Origin of the sequence: Streptomyces sp. NPDC091272, from assembly GCF_044757485.1 — a bacterium.
GTDB lineage: Bacteria > Actinomycetota > Actinomycetes > Streptomycetales > Streptomycetaceae > Streptomyces.
On record NZ_JBIVVC010000005.1, the window covers coordinates 412170 to 429973 of the forward strand.

15 protein-coding genes are annotated in these 17804 nt (G+C 71.7%); 4 read left to right on the forward strand and 11 right to left on the reverse strand.

Translation table 11 applies throughout. From position 1 onward, the window contains the following. Positions 1-49: 49 nt before the first annotated feature. Positions 50-2407 carry an ATP-dependent RecD-like DNA helicase gene (locus ACIQM4_RS17420; protein ID WP_401592092.1) on the reverse strand — a complete coding sequence of 786 codons (2358 nt, stop codon included), beginning with the start codon at positions 2405-2407 and terminating at the stop codon, positions 50-52. 336 nt (positions 2408-2743) lie between these two features. Between ACIQM4_RS17420 and ACIQM4_RS17425 the strand changes: the two genes are divergently transcribed. Continuing rightward, positions 2744-3310, forward strand: coding sequence for a DUF937 domain-containing protein (locus tag ACIQM4_RS17425; RefSeq protein WP_401592094.1), 567 nt, complete (start codon positions 2744-2746; stop codon positions 3308-3310). A gap of 179 nt (positions 3311-3489) precedes the next feature. Here ACIQM4_RS17425 and ACIQM4_RS17430 read toward each other — a convergent pair whose 3' ends face one another. From ACIQM4_RS17430 to ACIQM4_RS17440, 3 genes are read right to left on the reverse strand one after another with little or no spacing between them, the layout of a single operon-like run. After that, a complete protein-coding gene (locus ACIQM4_RS17430; RefSeq protein ID WP_401592096.1) occupies positions 3490-4323 on the reverse strand; it encodes a sugar phosphate isomerase/epimerase family protein in 834 nt (277 codons plus the stop codon). After that, positions 4320-5486: a dihydrodipicolinate synthase family protein gene (locus ACIQM4_RS17435; protein ID WP_401592098.1), complete on the reverse strand. Its 1167-nt coding sequence runs from the start codon at positions 5484-5486 to the stop codon at positions 4320-4322. Before ACIQM4_RS17435 ends, ACIQM4_RS17430 begins: the two co-directional genes overlap by 4 nt. Continuing rightward, positions 5483-6634: a Gfo/Idh/MocA family protein gene (locus ACIQM4_RS17440; protein WP_401592100.1), complete on the reverse strand. Its 1152-nt coding sequence runs from the start codon at positions 6632-6634 to the stop codon at positions 5483-5485. Before ACIQM4_RS17440 ends, ACIQM4_RS17435 begins: the two co-directional genes overlap by 4 nt. A gap of 199 nt (positions 6635-6833) precedes the next feature. On the opposite strand from ACIQM4_RS17440, the gene ACIQM4_RS17445 reads away from it, so the two are divergent. Further along, positions 6834-7922, forward strand: a complete 1089-nt coding sequence (locus tag ACIQM4_RS17445; RefSeq protein WP_401592102.1) for a LacI family DNA-binding transcriptional regulator — start codon at positions 6834-6836, stop codon at positions 7920-7922. Between the two features lie 174 nt (positions 7923-8096). Further along, on the forward strand, positions 8097-10112 hold the full coding sequence (locus ACIQM4_RS17450) for a TerD family protein (RefSeq protein ID WP_401592104.1): 2016 nt from the start codon (positions 8097-8099) through the stop codon (positions 10110-10112). A 19-nt stretch (positions 10113-10131) separates the two neighbouring features. Here ACIQM4_RS17450 and ACIQM4_RS17455 read toward each other — a convergent pair whose 3' ends face one another. The 7 genes from ACIQM4_RS17455 to ACIQM4_RS17485 form a co-directional block, all read right to left on the reverse strand. Then, positions 10132-10872 carry an SDR family NAD(P)-dependent oxidoreductase gene (locus tag ACIQM4_RS17455; RefSeq protein ID WP_401592106.1) on the reverse strand — a complete coding sequence of 247 codons (741 nt, stop codon included), beginning with the start codon at positions 10870-10872 and terminating at the stop codon, positions 10132-10134. Positions 10873-10986: 114 nt separating this feature from the next. Continuing rightward, positions 10987-11607 (reverse strand): hypothetical protein, encoded by a 621-nt coding sequence (locus tag ACIQM4_RS17460; protein ID WP_401592107.1) that lies wholly within the window; start codon positions 11605-11607, stop codon positions 10987-10989. Further along, complete coding sequence (locus tag ACIQM4_RS17465) at positions 11604-11840, reverse strand: hypothetical protein (RefSeq protein WP_401592109.1); 237 nt, start codon at positions 11838-11840, stop codon at positions 11604-11606. The genes ACIQM4_RS17460 and ACIQM4_RS17465 overlap by 4 nt, the downstream gene beginning before the upstream one ends. A gap of 90 nt (positions 11841-11930) precedes the next feature. Next, positions 11931-12563: a hypothetical protein gene (locus ACIQM4_RS17470; protein WP_401592111.1), complete on the reverse strand. Its 633-nt coding sequence runs from the start codon at positions 12561-12563 to the stop codon at positions 11931-11933. 17 nt (positions 12564-12580) lie between these two features. After that, the gene (locus ACIQM4_RS17475; protein WP_401592113.1) at positions 12581-14788 is read right to left on the reverse strand and encodes a hypothetical protein; all 2208 of its coding nucleotides are present in this window, start codon (positions 14786-14788) and stop codon (positions 12581-12583) included. Between the two features lie 52 nt (positions 14789-14840). Next, entirely contained in the window at positions 14841-15284 is a 444-nt protein-coding gene (locus tag ACIQM4_RS17480; RefSeq protein WP_401592115.1) for a hypothetical protein, read from the reverse strand. A gap of 168 nt (positions 15285-15452) precedes the next feature. After that, positions 15453-16334, reverse strand: a complete 882-nt coding sequence (locus tag ACIQM4_RS17485) for an ABC transporter substrate-binding protein (RefSeq protein WP_401592117.1) — start codon at positions 16332-16334, stop codon at positions 15453-15455. A gap of 266 nt (positions 16335-16600) precedes the next feature. Here ACIQM4_RS17485 and ACIQM4_RS17490 point away from each other — a divergent pair, with 266 nt between their 5' ends. Next, the gene (locus tag ACIQM4_RS17490; RefSeq protein ID WP_401592119.1) at positions 16601-17689 is read left to right on the forward strand and encodes a sugar phosphate isomerase/epimerase family protein; all 1089 of its coding nucleotides are present in this window, start codon (positions 16601-16603) and stop codon (positions 17687-17689) included. Positions 17690-17804: the final 115 nt, after the last annotated feature.

Below are 17804 nucleotides of genomic sequence, written 5' to 3' on the forward strand. Positions count from 1 at the left end.
CGGGGTCGGCCAACAGGCCAGTTCGCGGCACTGAGTGCCGCCAACCTGCTCATCCTGCCCCCTTCGCCCCGGTTCCGGAAGCCCCGGGTGATGTTTCCCACCGATGGCCCCCGCCGGATCCCCTGGGGGACGGTACGAAGCCGGGGCCGGCGAGCCGGTGGTCGAGCGCGGTGCACCGCCGGCCTGCCGAAACGGTGCGCACCGCCTGTCCGATCGCCTTGCGGGAGCCGACCAGGACGACGAGCTTCTTGGCGCGTGTGACGGCGGTGTAGAGCAGGTTCCGCTGGAGCATCATCCAGGCGCCGGTGGTGACCGGGATCACCACCGCCGGGTACTCGCTCCCCTGCGAGCGGTGGATGGTGACGGCGTAGGCGTGGGCCAGCTCGTCGAGCTCGTCGAAGTCGTAACCGATGTCCTCGTCCTCGTCGGTGCGCACGGTCAGCGTCTGCTCGTCGGCGTCCAGGGCGGTGACGACCCCCACGGTCCCGTTGAACACGCCGTTCTCACCCTTGTCGTAGTTGTTACGGATCTGGGTGACCTTGTCGCCGACCCGGAAGGTACGGCCGCCGAACCGTTTCTCGGGGAGGTCGGGGCGAGCCGGTGTGATGGCCGCCTGGAGCAGCCCGTTCAGGTTTCCCGCGCCGGCCGGGCCCCGGTGCATGGGCGCGAGCACCTGCACGTCCCGCCGGGGGTCGAGACCGAACTTCCGCGGGATCCGGCGGGCGGCCACGTCCACCGTGAGCCGGCCAGCCTCCTCGGTGTCGTCCTCGACGAAGAGGAAGAAGTCGCTGAGCCCCTGCGTGAGCGGGTGGGAGCCCGCGTTGATGCGGTGGGCGTTGGTCACCACCCCGGACTGCTGGGCCTGCCGGAAGATCTGCGTGAGCCGTACGTGCGGCACGGGCCCGCCGTCGGCGAGCAGGTCCCGCAGCACCTCCCCGGCGCCGACGGACGGCAGCTGGTCCACGTCCCCGACCAGGAGCAGGTGGGCACCTGGTGCCACCGCCTTCACCAGCTTGTTGGCGAGCAGCAGGTCCAGCATCGAGGCCTCGTCGACCACGACGAGGTCGGCGTCGAGCGGCCGGTCCCTGTCGTACGCCGCGTCCCCGCCGGGCTTCAGCTCCAGCAGGCGGTGCACGGTGGAGGCGTCGGCGCCGGTCAGCTCGGACAGCCGCTTGGCGGCCCGCCCGGTCGGCGCCGCGAGCACCACCTTGGCCTTCTTCGCCCGCGCGAGCTCGACGACCGAGCGGACGGTGAACGACTTGCCGCACCCCGGCCCTCCCGTCAGCACCGCCACCTTCTGCGTCAGGGCGAGCTTGACGGCTGCCTCCTGCCCGGGGGCGAGCGAGGCCCCGGTGCGCCCCGCCAGCCACGCCAGCGCCTTCTCCCACTCGATGCCCCGGAAGGCGGGCATCCGGTCCTCGTCCGTGCGCAGCAGCCGCAACACCTGTGCGGCGAGGGAGAGTTCGGCCCGGTGGAAGGGCACCAGATAGACGGCGGTGACCGGCTCACCACCCGGCCCCTCGGGCCCCGGCACCCTCTCCCGTACGACACCCTCCGGATCCTCCGCCAGCTCGGCGAGGCACTCGATGACGAGCCCGGTGTCCACCTGGAGCAGCTTCACCGCGTCACTGATCAGCTGCTCCTCGGGGAGGAAGCAGTGGCCCTGGTCGGTGGACTGCGACAGCGCGTACTGCAGCCCCGCCTTGACCCGCTCGGGGCTGTCGTGCGGAATGCCCACCGCCTGGGCGATGCGGTCGGCGGTGAGGAAGCCGATGCCCCAGACGTCGGCGGCGAGGCGGTACGGCTCGTTCTTCACCACGGAGATCGAGGCGTCCCCGTACTTCTTGTAGATCCGCACGGCGATGGACGTGGACACCCCGACGCCCTGCAGGAACACCATCACTTCCTTGATGGCCTTCTGTTCCTCCCAGGCGGCGGCGATCATCTTGGTCCGCTTGGGCCCGAGCCCCGGCACCTCGACGAGCCGCTTGGGCTCCTGCTCGATGATGTCGAGGGTGTCGACGCCGAAGTGCGTGGTGATCCGGTCGGCCATCACCGGCCCGATCCCCTTGATCAGCCCCGACCCCAGGTAGCGGCGGATGCCCTGGATGGTGGCGGGCAGCACCGTCGTGTAGTTGTCCACGGTGAACTGCTTGCCGTACTGCGGGTGGGACCCCCAGCGGCCCTCCATCCGCAGCGACTCCCCCGGCTGCGCGCCGAGCAGCGCGCCGACGACGGTGAGCAGGTCACCGATCCCGGACCCGCGCCCGGTGTCGACCCGCCCGACCGTGTACCCGGTGTCCTCGTTGGCGTACGTGATCCGCTCCAGGACCCCTTCGACCACGGCCTGACCCCCGCCGGGCCCCGCACCCGGCCCCGCACCCGGCCCCACCCCTGAGCTGCTCATGATCCGACGGTACCGGTGGGGTCGGACAGCGCGGGCGGGCTGTGGACAACCCGGGAGACCGGACGGTGCGGGCGGGCTGTGGACAACACCGGCGCGGGAAAAACAAGGGGGACCCGGTCCGTCGACCGGGTCCCCTTGTATCCCCCTCCGTGTCAGGCCTCCCCGAATCCCCCCAGATCCCTCCCCGGAAGCCCTGATGCCATGTATGACCCACGAAGGTGGCGAAGGGTTGCACGGGGATTCCAGGTTTCTTCGAGGTTTTTCGACGGCTCCCGCGGTCCCCCTCGGAACGGTCACAAGGTGCCGACATATCACCACAGAAGTAGCGTTTCCCTCATGACAGACGACTCCTTTCAGCAGGATGTGCTCAACGAGCTGGGCGACGACAAGCTCGCCGAGATCGCCGGTCTGCTCGGCACGGACGCGGCGGGCGCGCAAGACGTCGTCGCCTCGACGGCCGACGCCTTCGCGGGCGGCCTCACCGAGAAGGCTCAGGCCGCCACCCCGGAAGAGGCGGACGAGGTACGCGCCGCCTTCGCCGAGGCCTCCGAACCACCCCTGCAGGGCGTGGCCACGCTCGGCGGTATGGGCGGCATGCTCGGCGGCGGCATGATGGCCGGCGTGCTCGGCAAACTGGCCAAGCCGGTCGCCAACGCGGTGGCGAGGAAGACGGGCCTCCCGGCGGCGAGCGTGAGCAGGGCGATCGAGATCGCCCTGCCGGTGGTCGTGGCGGTGGTGACCAAGCGCGCCACGGAACGCAGGAATCCGGGCGGCCCGACGGCGAGCGCGGCCCCCGGCACGGCAGGCGGTACGGGTGGCGCGGCCGGCGCCGGTGGGGCCGGTGGGGCCGGTGGTGGTCTGGGTGACTTGCTCGGCCAGGTGCTGGGCGGGGGCAAGAGGTAGCGCCCCGTAGCGCTCCACCTCGCTCCCGGTCCGAGCACTTCCCCGCGCCCGTGGGGGCGCCCCCGCACCTCCGCGCGCCCCCGCGGGCGGTCCGTTGCTCTCGCCCCCGCGGGCGGTCCGGTGCGCGCGGCCCCACTTCCCCCTCCCCCCTCAGAGCACGTGCCCGCGGAGTCTCTGCCTCAGAGCACATGCTCCCGGAATCTCTGCACCACCTCCGCCAGCGCCTCCGCCCCGTCCCGTGCCCACAGTCCCTCGTTGAAGATCTCGACCTCGATCGGGCCGGTGAACCCGGTCGCGTCGACCTGCTCGCGGAAGCCGCGCAGGTCGACGCTTCCGTCGCCCAGCTGGCCGCGCCCCAGCAGCACTCCGGCGGGCAGCGGGGTGATCCAGTCCGCCACCTGGAAGGAGTGGACGCGGCCAGCGGCGCCCGCCCGTGCGATCTGTGCGGGCGCGAGGTCGTCCCACCAGACGTGGTACGTGTCGACTACGACGCCGACCTGCGCGGCGGGAAAGCGCTCGGCGATGTCCAGCGCCTGGCCCAGGGTCGACACCACGCACCGGTCGGACGCGAACATCGGGTGCAGCGGCTCGATGGCGAGCCGGACGCCCCGCTCCTGCGCGTAGGGGCCCAGGACCGCCAGCGCGTCGGCGACGCGTTCACGGGCGCCCGGCAGGTCGCGGCTGCCGGGCGGCAGTCCGCCCGACACCAGGACCAGGGTGTCGGTGCCGAGGACGGCCGCCTCGTCGATCGCCAGCCGGTTGTCGTCGAGCGCCCGGGAGCGCTCCGCCGCGTCGAGCGGGGTGAGGAAGCCGCCCCGGCACAGGCTCGTCACGGCCAGTCCGCTCTCGCGCATCAGTTTCGCCGCGCGCCGGACCCCGTACTCCTGGACGGGTGCGCGCCACAGTCCGACCGAGCCGATACCGGCGGTGGCGCAGCCGTCGGCCAGCTGCTCCAAGGACCACTGCTTGAGGGTTTCCTGATTGATGCTCAGCCGGTGCAGGTCGACGCTCACCGGGCGACTCCGTACACATCCAGCAGGGTCCGCATCCGGGAGGCGGCGCGTGCCGGGTCGGGGAACAGGCCGACCTGGTCCGCCAGTTGGTAGGCCCTCGCCAGGTGCGGCAGCGAACGGGCCGACTGGAGACCGCCGACCATGGTGAAGTGCGACTGGTGCCCGGCGAGCCAGGCGAGCAGCACAACTCCCGTCTTGTAGAAGCGGGTCGGCGGTTCGAAGAGGTGCCTGGACAGCTCGACCGTCGGGTCGAGGAGCCCCCGGAAGCCGGCCGTGTCCCCCTTGTCGAGCACCCGGACCGCTTCGGCCGCCAGCGGACCCAGCGGGTCGAAGATCCCCAACAGGGCGTGCGAGAAGCCGTGTTCGTCGCCCGCGATCAGCTCCGGGTAGTGGAAGTCGTCCCCGGTGTAGCAGCGGACACCGTCGGGCAGTCTGCGCCGCAGGGCCTTCTCGCGCCCCGCGTCGAGCAGTGACACCTTGATGCCGTCGACCTTGTCCGGACGGGCGGCGATGACCTCCAGGAAGGTCTCGGTTGCTGTGTCCAGGTCGTCGGAGCCCCAGTAGCCCTCCAGCGCCGGGTCGAACATCGGGCCGAGCCAGTGCAGGATCACGGGCTCGCTCGCCTGCCGGAGCAGGTGGTCGTACGTGGCGAGGTAGTCCTCGGGGCCCTCGGCCGCGGCGGCGAGCGCACGCGAGGCCATCAGGACGGCCTGCGCCCCGGACGCCTCGACGAGTGCGAGCTGTTCCTCGTAGGCGGCCGTGACGGCGGCCAGGTCGTGCTCGCCCGGGGGAAGTTGGTCCGTACCCACCCCGCAGGCGATCGCACCGCCCTGCGACCTGGCCTCGGCCGCCGAGCGGCGGATCAGTTCGGCCGCACCCGCCCAGTCCAGGCCCATGCCGCGCTGGGCCGTGTCCATGGCCTCGGCCACCCCGAGGCCGTGTGACCACAGGTGGCGGCGGAAGGCGAGGGTGGCGTCCCAGTCGACGGCGGCGGCCGAGTCGGGGGAAATGTCGGCGTACGGGTCGGCAACGACGTGGGCTGCCGAGAAGACCGTACGGGAGACGAGCGGCGAGCCGGCCCCGGTCGCGGGTACGGAGGGCTCCGCGCGCGGGGTGTACTCGAAGGTGCCGCCGCCGGGGGCGGGGAGGATCAGCGCGCTCACAGGGACAGCTCCGGCACGTCGTAACGGCGGCCCTCGGCGGACGACTTGAGACCCAGCTCGGCGAGCTGCACCCCGCGTGCGCCCGCCAGCAGGTCCCAGGTGTACGGCTCGTCGAGGACGACATGGCGCAGGAAGAGTTCCCACTGGGCCTTGAAGCCGTTGTCGAAGACGGCGTTGTCGGGGACCTCCTGCCACTGCTCGCGGAACGACTCGGTGGCCGGCAGGTCCGGGTTCCAGACCGGCTTGGGGGTGGCCGAGCGGTGCTGGACACGGCAGTTGCGCAGTCCTGCGACGGCGGAGCCGTGCGTGCCGTCGACCTGGAACTCGACCAGTTCGTCGCGGTGGACGCGGACCGCCCAGGAGGAGTTGATCTGGGCGACGGCGCCGCCCTCCAGCTGGAAGACGCCGTACGCGGAGTCGTCGGCGGTGGCCGGGTAGGGCTTGCCGTGCTCGTCCCAGCGGCGCGGGACGTGCGTGGCGACGTGCGCGCTCACCGTGGTGACGCGGCCGAACAGCTCGTGCAGGACGTACTCCCAGTGCGGGAACATGTCGACGACGATGCCGCCGCCGTCCTCGGCCCGGTAGTTCCAGGACGGGCGCTGTGCCTCCTGCCAGTCGCCCTCGAAGACCCAGTAGCCGAACTCACCTCGCACGGACAGGATTTCGCCGAAGAAGCCGCCGTCGACGAGGCGCTTCAGCTTGCGCAGACCGGGGAGGAAGATCTTGTCCTGGACGACGCCGTGCCGGACGCCTGCGGCGCGGGCGAGCCGGGCCAGCTCCAGGGCGCCCTCGACCCCGGTCGCGGTCGGCTTCTCGGTGTAGAGGTGCTTGCCTGCCGCGATGGCCCGCTTGAGGGCGTCCTCACGGGCGGAGGTGACCTGGGCGTCGAAGTAGATGTCGACGCTCTCGTCGGCCAGGACCGCCGCCAGGTCGGTGGACCACTCCTCGATGCCGTGCCGGCCCGCGATCTCGCGCAGCGCGTGCTCGCGCCGGCCGACGAGGACCGGTTCGGGCCACAGCACGTCGCCGTTGCCGAGGTCGAGGCCGCCCTGTTCGCGGATCGCGAGTATCGACCGTACGAGGTGCTGGCGGTACCCCATCCGTCCGGTGACGCCGTTCATGGCGATCCGGACCGTCTTGCGTGTCACGTCGGTTCCTCCGTACGGCCCTGCCGGGCTGCCCTGCGCGCGGTCTGCGCGCGGTATCCATGCGGCTTCCGTGCGCCGCGCCTGCCGAGACGGCCGGCCACACATCCAGAAAGCGCTTTCTATACGCTACGAGCCAAGAAGCTAACCTGTGCACGGCGGTGCGACAAGCCCCCGAGGTTCAGCAAGTGAGGGCAGACGAATGACAGTTACGTTGGCGGACGTGGCGCACCGCGCCCAGGTCTCCCCGGCCACGGTCTCCCGTGTCCTGAACGGCAACTACCCGGTGGCGACGGCCACCCGCGAACGGGTGCTGCGGGCAGTGACCGAGCTGGACTACGTGGTCAACGGCCCGGCGAGCTCCTTGGCCGCCGCCACGTCCGACCTGGTCGGCATCCTGGTCAACGACATCGCGGACCCCTTCTTCGGGATCCTGGCCGGGGCCGCCCAGTCACGGATCGGCGCTCCCGCCGGCGCGGGCCGTGCCGGCGGCGAGAAACTGGCGGTCGTCTGCAACACGGGCGGCTCCCCCGAGCGTGAACTCACCTACCTCACCCTCCTGCAACGCCAGCGCGCCGCGGCGGTGATCCTGACCGGCGGCGCGATCGAGGACGCGGGCCACTCGGCGGCGGTCGCCTCGAAGCTCGCCAAGCTGGCGGCGGCGGGCACCCGGATCGTGCTGTGCGGCAGACCGGCACTGCCCGAGGACGGCACCGTGCCCCCCTCCGAGGGCGGCACGGTCACCGCCACCCTCACCTTCGACAACCGCGGCGGCGCCCGCCGCCTCACCGAGCACCTGCTGAACCTCGGCCACACCCGCATCGGTTACGTGGCGGGCCCGGCCGAACGCACCACCACCCGCCACCGGCTGGAGGGCCACCGCGACGCCCTGCGCGAGGCGGGCCTCCCCTACGACCCGTCCCTCACCCTGCACGGCCCGTACGACCGCGCGTCGGGACAGGACGCGCTGCCCCGGCTCCTGTCCACCGCCCCGGACCTGACCGCCGTGGTCGCCGCCAACGACACCATCGCCCTGGGCGTCTGCGCGAGCGCGCGCACCCGTGGCCTGCGCATACCCGACGACCTCTCGGTCGCGGGCTTCGACGACCTCCCGTCGGCGACGGACACGGTCCCCGCACTCACGACCGTACGACTCCCCCTGCACGAAGCAGGCGCCCGAGCCGGCCTGCTCGCCACGACGGCAACCCCACCGACCGGCCCCGGCGGCGTGGAACCGGTCCCGGCGGAGCTGGTGGTACGGGAGTCGACGGGGGTGGTGCGAGGGGGCTGATCGGAAGGGCGGTCGATCGACGCCGCTCACGCGGTGGCGCGAGGGTCGACCGCCGGGCCCGCCAGGCCCGCCGGGGCGGGTGGGGCGCCCCGAAGTCCGCTCAGGAGAGGCACATTTGGGGAATCCTGCTGTTCGGCTTGAGAGTGACCTCCCTTCCGCCTCATTCTTCTCCTCATGGTCTTCACCTCTTCCTCACCTCTTGATGCGCGCCGCTTGCCGGATCTGCCCGATTACGCCCATGACTGGGCCCTGGTGGACGTCGAGACGTCGGGACTGACAGCCCGCCGCGACCGGGTGCTGTCGGTCGCGGTGATCACGCTCGGCCCGAACGGGGAGCAGACCGACGAGTTCTCCACCCTGCTCGACCCCGGCTGCGACCCGGGGCGGGTGGACATTCACGGGCTGACGCGTGAACGGCTGCGCGGGGCACCGACGTTCGACCTGGTGGCGGGGCGGATCGGCGCGATGCTGCAGGGCCGGGTGATGGTCGCGCACAACGCACAGTTCGACTACGGCTTCCTGGCCCACGAGTTCGCCAGGGCCCGGTTGGCACTGCCCGTGGACCGACGGCTGTGCACCCTCTCACTCAACCGGCAGCTCGACCCGCCCACTGCCGACCTCAAGCTGGCCACCTTGGCCGCCCACTACGGCGTACCGCAGCTGCACGCGCACGACGCCTTGGACGACACCCGCACCCTGGCCGGCATCCTGCGCGCGTCCCTCGCGGGGGCCGCACGGCTGGACGTACCTCTGCCGATGGTGTTGTGTCCGCTCCGGCAGGACGCCCGGTTCACCCCGCAGCCGCCCAAGGCGTCATGCGCCTATCGCAATCCGGGCCGAGCCACGCCGGACGGCCCGCTGGTGCAGGGCATGAAGGTGGCGATCACCGGCGAGACCGGCACCGGGCGTACGGAGCTGGTGGTACGGGCGGTGGCCGCCGGGCTGAACGTGGTGGGCTCGGTCAGCAGACACACCAGTGCCCTCGTCACCAACGACAGCACCACCGGATCGGCGAAGGCGCGCCGGGCGTTGGCCGAAGGCGTCCCGGTGATCGACGAACGCACCTTCCTGCGGCTGTTGGAAGAAGTGCGGCCCGGCACACGGCACGACGCTCCCACGCGGCCGTCGGGGGCGCCGGGGTGCACGTCCCCCACCGCTCCTGCACCGGGCCCGGCGCCCGTGCCGACCCCGGCACCCGCGCCCACACCCGTACCGGAATCGGCACCCGCACCCGCACCCGAACCGGAATCGGCGCCCGCGTCCGTGCCGCATACCGGGGCGACGCCCGTACCTGTCCCGGCATCCGCCCCGGAGCGCGGCCCCAGGCAGCCCGGCGTGGTCCCGGCCCCCGTCGCACGGCCCGCGGTGCCCGCCCCCCGCTCCCCCCGGCCGACCGGCCCCCTCTCCGGCCGCCGGGTCCTCGTCCTCGGCGGTACGCACCCGGAGGCCGCGGCGTACCGGACCCGAGTGGTGGAGCTGGGCGGTTCGGCGGCGGTGAATCTCTCCGCGAGCGTCACCGACGCCCTGGTGCTCGACGGCGGTGAGCAGGATCGGCGGATGCGGCGGCTCACCCAACTCGCCGTCCCCGCCCACAGGCCGGACTGGCTGGACGGGCCGATCGCCGCGTACGACCCGTCCGGCGCCTTCCGCCCGCACACCCCGCAGATCGTGCCGCGTGGCGGTGTGGTGGACCTGCCCGCACTCCGGCCGGGCAACCCGCTTTCGGTCACCGCCACGTGGGGGTCCCGTACGGTCTGCGCGATCGATGTCGTCGGCTTCGTCCTGGACGACGACGAACAGGTCGCCTTCGACGAGGACTTCGTCTTCTTCGGCGCTCCGGAGAACCCTTCCGGGTCGGTCCGGCTGCTCACCGACGGCCCTGCCGAGCAGACCGTCACCGTCGACCTGGCAGCCCTGCCGCCGGCCGCCCGCCGGGTGGTCGTGGCGGCGGCCGTCGACGGCGCGGCGACCTTCGGCGACGTGGGTCCGCTGCAAATCGCGGCGTCCCTGGGCGACGGGGAGGCGACGCTCGCGCGGGCCACGCTGGATGCCGCGACCACCGAACGGACCATGCTGCTCGCCGAGTTCTACCGCCGCGCGGGGCAGTGGCGTTTCCGGGCCGTCGGCCAGGGCTACGACCACGGCCTCGAAACGCTGGCCCGCGACTACGGCGTCGACGTCGCCCACTGATCAGAACCCACGCCCACCCTCAGCGCCCGCCGGCCACCCGCAGCACGGTCCCGGTGGTGTACGAGGCGTCGGGGGAGAGCAGCCAGGCGACGGCGGCCGCGATCTCGGAGGGGGCGCAGGCGCGGCGCAGCGGGATCTCGGGGGCCATGCGTGCCGGGCGGTCGGGGTCGCCCATGGTGGCGTGCATGTCGGTGTCGGTGAGGCCGGGGGCGACGCCGTTGACGCGGATGCCGTCGGGGCCGAGCTCCTTGGAGAGGCCGAGGGTGAGGGTGTCGACGGCGGCCTTGGACGCGGCGTAGTGAACGTACTCGCCTGGGCTGCCGAGGGTGGCGGCGCCGGAGGAGATGTTGACGACGGCGCCGCCGCCGTTCGCCGTCATGTCGCGGGCGGCGCGGCGGCAGCAGAGCAGGGTGCCGAAGAGGTTGACGTCGACGACCCGGCGCAGGTCCTCGGTGGTGGCGTCCGCGAGGCGGGAGAGCTTGCCGGTGACGCCGGCGTTGTTGACGAGGCCGGTGAGCGGGCCGAGTTCGGCACTCACGGTGTCGAAGAGGCGCTCCACGTCGGCCTCCACCGAGGTGTCGGCCCGCACGACGAGACACCGCGCCCCGACCGCACGGACAGCCGCCGCGGCCCTCTCGGCCGCGGCCTTGTCCTGCACGTACGCGAGCGCGATGTCATGCCCGTCCCCCGCCAGCCGCAGGCACGTCGCCGCACCGATTCCCCGGCTGCCGCCGGTGACGAGAGTGATCGGACGTGACATGGGTGCCTCCTGCGGTGCGTGCGTCATGCGGTGTGCTTGGTGCGTCGCACGCCTTGTGGGGTGCGACGCACTCTCCGCATGATCCACCAGGGCGCGGGGGCGTGCGTGGGAGGGTCAGCCGGTGGACGGGGGGCCGGGTGGGAGCCTGGGAGCACTGCCGCAGTGAACGACTCTCGGGGTCACGTTGCGCGCGATGTCCGCCGTCAGCGCCCCGGCCTTCGTCAGCCGGGGTCGGTCCTCGGTCAGGGGGTTGCCCGACACGCCCACCTGTACGGCGAGGAGGATCTCCTTGGCCCTGGGTGCGGTGCACCTGACGTAGAGCGTCACGCTGTGCCCCTCGGCAAAACCCCGGGCAGGCCCCAGCGACACCGGGACATTCCCGGGCTTCCTCACATCGCGCAGAACGTCGTCCCAGCCTCGGACTTCGGGACGCAGAAGCAGGGAGTAGCGCAGCCGCAGCGACTCGCCTGCGGCCGTGAGTTCACACAGGCCCGGCGCACGGGTGGCTCCCGCCGTCGAGAATCCGTACCCGTACTCCTCCCTGAATTCCTCGCCACGTCGCGGAAACAGCGGCTCCACCGAGTCACCGGGCAGGGAGGCCCTGCACACCCGGTCCGGGACGTGCACGAGCGGATCCTGGGTGAACTTCCAGACAGCCACCCCGGCCACGCAGGCCACTGCCAGCGATAGCGGTACGGCAATAGCCTTGCGCATAAAACCTGTCTTGTTCGTCACTGCTGCATTCCCTGACCGAAGCTGTCCTTCGACTGACGGGCCGTGGCTCCCGCCATCGCCTTGGCCTGTGTCTCGCTGATTGCTGCTCCTTCGGCCGCCGTGTACGTCGCGGCATAGACGGCCTGAGTGCGCAAGTCGAGCGCGATGTCATGCCCGTCCACCGCCAGCCGCAGGCACGTCGCAGCAGCGATTCGCCGGCTGCCGCCGGTGACGAGAGTGATCGAACGTGACATGGGTGCCTCCTGCGGTGCGTGCGGCGTCGCGCGGGCCTGCCTCGCGCTCTCCCCGTGATCCATCAGTGGCCGGGGCGCCGCGCGGCAGGGTCAGCCGGTGGACGGGGGGCCGGAGGGTAGGGCGTTCTTGACCTTGCAGTCCTTGGCCCGGGGCGCGAGGTTCCGGGCCAGGTCGGCGGTGAGGGCCGCAGTACGCGGGACCAGGCCGCGCTGTCGCAAGGTGCCGTCGCCGGAGACACCGACCGTGAAGGCGAGCAGGTTCTCCTTGCCGTCGCCGGTCAGGCAGGGCACGTAGAGCGACACGCTGTTGGCGTGGGAGTCCCCGAGGGCGTCGCCCAGCCGAACGGGTGCGTGTCCGGGCAACTCGGCCTTGCGCGCTGCGGCGGCCCGGTCGAAGTCGTCGGTGAACAGAATCGTCTGCACGCCGAGGCGGACCTGTTCCCCCGCCGCCGACAGCACACAACTCTGCGGCACGGAGCCGAGCCGGTCCGGGTGAAAGGTGAAGTCCGACTGCTCGAAGGCGTCCCCCCGCTCGGGCAGCAGCGGTTCCACCGCACTGCCCGGCAGGTCCAGCCCACACACGGAATCCGGCACGTCGACAGGCGGGTCCACACTTCCCCGCCACACGCCGATCCCGACCAGCACAGCCCCCACCAGGCCGACGGAGAGGAGCGCCCCCTTGTACCGGCGACCCGTGCCGGAACTCGCTTCGCTCGGTGCCATGTCCCGCCCGCCGGGATTCACTGCTTCCTCAGTCCTTGGTCGTAGCTGGTCTTGGACTGTTCGGACGCATTGACCGCTGTCGCTTCCGCCTGAACATGACTGAGTCCGGCCTCCCTGGCGGCGGTGTAGGTCGCGTCGTGCACCGCACTTGCCGAGCCCGCGCCTTGCACCGACAGGAACCGTCCTCGTTCCGTCTGCGCCTCTGCGCTTGAATCCCGCGTGTAGTTCTCCAGGACCGCGGCCCTGATGTCCTCGATCACCCAGCCCGCCGCATCCCCGGCGACAGGGAAGCGTGACAGGCCGGTCTCGATCGCACGCCCCACCCACGCGTCCGCCGTCTCGATCCCCTTGTTGAATTCGGCGTCCGAAGCGATCTTTTCGTCGTAGACAGCCTGGGTCCGGGAATCAGCCATGATGCCGGTGATCAGCGATCCCGGCGCCACGCTGTTGTTCACCTCTGCCTGGAGAGATGCACCGAGTTGCGCGCGCTGGTGCGTCGCGTCGTTGACGAGTTCCGTCGTGACGGCCTGCTGGGAGGTGACGATCGCACCGTACGCATCCGGGTCCTTGCCAACCGCGCCCAGGAAGTTCCGCAGGGAGTTGTCTTCGGCCAGGGACTCCAGGTCGGCGTTGCTGCCGTACGTACGTATGGACTTCTCGGAGAGCCCGTCCTGAACATCCCGCATGTATTCCGCCGTGATGTTCCCCAAGCTCGCGTTCAGCGGTGAGCCGTCCAGCCGGTCCGGGTTCTTGCCGTATTCGCCGACCAGTCGGTTGACCAGGTCCGCGCTCTGGACCGAGTGCTTGGGAGGGGTTGTGTCCGAGTCGTACGGGACGCCGATGGCGGCCGATTCGAGGGCGTGGCCCATGGCCGCGTGGCCGAGGGGTTTGCCGTCATCGCCCTCGGGCCACTTACGGGCTTCGTCGCCCTTGGCCACCAGGTAGTCCCAGTTGTCGATCTCCTTGCCGTCAACCTTCGTGGAGTCGTTGAAGAACTCCACGGAGGCTTCGGGGTTGTGGCCCAGAGCCTCCAGGTAGCCGGCGACCGGGTCGTTGGGCTGGTCCTTGGGCGGATAGGAGAGGCTGGTGGAATCGCGCCAGGCGGACTTCGGCTCGCCGGGGAAGTCGCGTTCGTACTCCAGCACGGCCTTGCCGTAGTCGTGCAGGAAGCCCTCGTCGAACTTGCCCTTGCCCAGCAGGCTGCCCATCACCTGGAAGCCGTTGGGGCCCATGGGCAGGCCGTGGATCGGGAAGGGCTTGTCGCCGGCCGCGATCATTTCGCGCTTCCAGGTGTCCATCGCCGGGCTGTCACTCTGGGTGGCGTTGGCGAGGGACATGCTCAGGTTGCCCTGGACGCCTTCGAGCAGCTTGGCCCGGTCGCCCTCGACCGCCCCGCCCGGCGGGGCGGCCAGGTCGCGCCAGAACTGGAGGGTGCCTTCCGCACCGAGCGTGGTCGTGAAGCGTTCGGTGAATCCCGGGTTGTCACGCTGCTGCTTGAGGGTCTCGTTGTAGGCGGCGAGCTCGTCAAGGCTCCAGTCCTTGACGTTGCCCTCTTTGATCTTCTGGGCCCAGCGGTCCGCGTCTGCCTTGCCCTGCCGGTCGTCGGCCTCCTTCAGGCCGCCAGGGCCGTCGCCGGTGAAGTCGTACTTGTCCTTCGCGAGCGCGCGCAGCGCCCGTGCGGCGATCCGGTCCGTCTCCGCGGCCTCGGCGACGATCTTGCCGATCCGGCGGGCCGCCTCGTCGAGTTCCGCCTGGGTGACGCCGGGAAGCTCGTTCGGCTTTCCGTCCTTGCCGACCCCCGCTGCCCCTGGGGACGGGGTCGGGGCGAGAGCGTCGCCCTTGCCGTTGATGTAGATGCCCTGCTTCCCCAGCTCGGCGATGGCCGTGGCCAAATCGGCCTTGTGCCGGGTGAACGACGTGTGCGCGTCCTTCATGATGCCCAGGACGCTCTTCGCCTCGCCCGCGACGTCGCGGAACTCCGCTGCCGTCTTCGTGACGAAATCACGCGAGACGGTGGCGTTGAGCCCCTTCCAGTCGGCCGCGTTCGCCTTCGTGCGCAGTGCCTCGGCGCTCGTTCCAGCCGGGTCTCCTGCCCCGCCGCCGGTGCCCCCTGTGGCGAGGGTTTCGAGCTTCCTGTGCATGGTGGTCCAGTCCGACACCGCCGCCTGGAGTGTGCCCAGTCGCAGATCGGTCAGCACCTGCACCGTCATCGTCCTGCCCGTCATGCCGGAACCGGCCCCCGTGTGTCGTCGTCGTTCTGTCGGTTCAGGTACGGGCTCACTTCAGGTACGAATCGATCCTGGGGACCGTCATCGGCTCGCCCGCCGCGTTCGTCATACCGGTGACCACCTTCGCCTCGTCCTGGGAGTGCAGGGCGCGTGTGAAGTCGAGGTGGTTGGAGATGTGCGCGCATGCTTCCTTCAGCGTCGAGGTCTGGTCGTTCCACGCCTCGACCAGCTCGGTGAGCGCCGATCCCATGTCGAGGCCGTCGTTGAAGAGGTCGACCGAAGCCGTGAACGTGCTCGGGCGGGCGAAGTCGGCCTCCACCCGCAGGCGTTCACGCAGCGCGTGCGCCATGTTGCCGAGCTCGCCCAGCTCGTCGTCGCGTACGACGAGGTCCGCGGCGCCGCCGCCCCCGCCACTCTCCGCCGGAACCTGGTTCAGCTGCGTCCGCTGTTCTGCGGCTTCCGTCTTCAGCTGTTCCCACTCGTCCCACGCCACGGTTCCCGCCCCACCCCTGTCGCCTCGGACCCCTCACGCAATTGCGCCAAGTTCGCACCCTTCCACGGAAACCACACATCGTCGGTGGATGTCCTCCGACTACTTGCGGCAGATTCCGCCCTCGATGTGTGCGCCGGGTGAAGAGGTGGGCGGGCACATCTTCGCTGGTCAGCCCTGTAGTGCTGCCGCGATGTCGTCGAAGAGGCCGGTGTGGGCGGTGCTGCTCGCGGGGAGTTCCGGGTTCCACGGGAGTACGCGGACACCGGTACCGGGAGCGGCCGGGTCCACCCCCGCGGGGTTGAGGCGGGCCGGGTCCAGGGGGGCCGCGTTGGCCCGTACGTCGGTGAGGACGATACGTGGGGCCAGCGCGGCGGCCGCCTCCCACCCCACCGTCGCCCAGTTCACGCCGCCCTCCGGGGGCGGTGAGAGGAGGGGGACGCCCAGCGCGGTCAGGGCCCGCAGGTCGGGCCAGGCCTGGGGGCGGGCCAGGTGGACCTCGGAGGCGCTCGCGGGCGACAGCGCGAGGATCGCGGGCGTCTCCGGACTGATCAGGGATTTCAGCTTGGCCTGCGCGTCGGCGAGCCGCTGGTCCACGTCGGGCGTCTCGGCGCCGCCCAGGCTCGCGGCCAGCTCCGTGAAGTTCTCCCGTACCTCGGAGAGCGAACGGCCCTGACCCACGTCGATCACGACCACCGGAATCTGCTGCTCCAGGTGCTTGGCCGCGTCAGGTTCCAGCCCGTAGACCGCCCCGCCGCCGTAGCTGACGGCGACCAGCAGGTCCGCGCCCGAAGCGAGGATCTCGTCCGGGTCGATGCTCGCGCCCGCGCCGTAGTAGGCCAGGTCGGCGAGGGGCAACCGGCCGGACTTCGCGGGGTCCGGGGTCGGCCCGTCGTGGTGCGAGCCGAAGATTCCGAGGGGCCGCAGGCCATGGTCCCAGAGGGTCGCGCCTGCCTGGATGTACGCGGCGATACGGGTCGGGGGCGCGTCGGCGGACACCAACTGGCCCCTGGAGTCGGTGAATTGCCAGCCCGATACGGAGGTCTGAGTCATGGCCGACTCCTGCCCCGTACGACTGTTCCCTACGCCGCCCGTCCCCCCGGCGCGCCCCCGTGGTGGATTTCGCGCGGTGCGGGGTAGCGGGAAGGGATGCTGTGGACCCGATGGACCCACGTGCGGACGGGTGGGCGGTAGACCGCGGGCCCGTTTCCGCGCGTGCCGCACAAGAGCACGAGAGCACGAGAGCAAGACAGCACGCGCACCGCACCGCACCGCACCGCACGAACAGCAACCGCAGGAACAGAAGGAGTTGTCGCACCGTGAAGCTGGCCTTTTCCACCCTCGGCGTGCCCGGAATGCCGATGTCCGACGTCGCCGCACTCGCCGTCGCCACCGGATTTCAGGGCGTCGAGCTGCGTGCCCACCCCGAGGAGCCGGTGCACCCGGGGATCGGGGCGAAGGAGCGGGCCGAGGTGGTGGCGACGTTCGCCGCCGCGGGCGTCGAGATCCTGACGGTGGCCGGATACACGAAGGTCGCGGCGCCCGGCGACGACGCACCCGTGCTGGAAGAGATCCGCGGCCTGCTGGAACTCGCGCGCGACCTCGGCGCCCCGTTCGTACGGGTCTTCCCCGGCGCGGACGCCCCGGCTGCAGAGGCGACGGCCGCGGAGGCGACGGCCGCTGAGACGACGGCCTCGGAGGGAACGAGCTCGGAGGCGGCGACGACGGAGGGCATGAGGGGCGAGGGCGAGCGGCCCGGGGGCGCGGCGGGCGCATCGACCACCGCTGCCGCGACCACCGCTGCCGCGACCACCGCTGCTGCGACGACCGCCGGTGGGCCGACCGCGCACACACCGTTCGCGGGCGGTCTCGCTGCCACTCACCCCGCCCCGGGAGCACCCGCCGACGGCCAGGACGCCGGGAGCGCCCCCTCGGCGGACCTCCCCGCCGCCGACCCCCAGGACGGCGACGCTCGGGCCGCCCGGCGGCTGGGCGCGGTCGCGGAGATCGCCGCCGACCACGGCGTGCGCATCCTGCTGGAGACCCACGACTCGCACCGCACCGGGCTCGACGCCGCCCGGGTGGTCGGCGCCGTCGGCCACCGAAGCGTCGGCGCCCTGTGGGACGTCATGCACACCTGGCTGGGCGGCGAGTCCCCCATCACCTCCTACGGTCTCCTCGCCCCGTACCTCGGCTACGTTCAGTTCAAGGACATCGCCTCCGCCAACGACACCACCCCGCTCGCGCTCGGCGCGGGAGCGCTGCCGCTCGGCGAGTGCCTCTCGCTGCTCGGCCCGAACGACTGGGTGTGCTGGGAGTACGAGAAGCGCTGGTACCCGCAGGCCGCGGAGCTGCCGGGGCTCCTCGCGGCAGGACGGGAGCACCTGGACCGGCTCGCGTCCGCCTGAGCCCGGGGGCCGGCGGGGCTGGCCTGCCGAGGCCCGAGGGCCCCGGGGGGGCGGCCTGCCGCACCGGTCCCCCGGTCCCCCGGGCCCCCGACGTCCGCCCGCAGACCCCCCACCC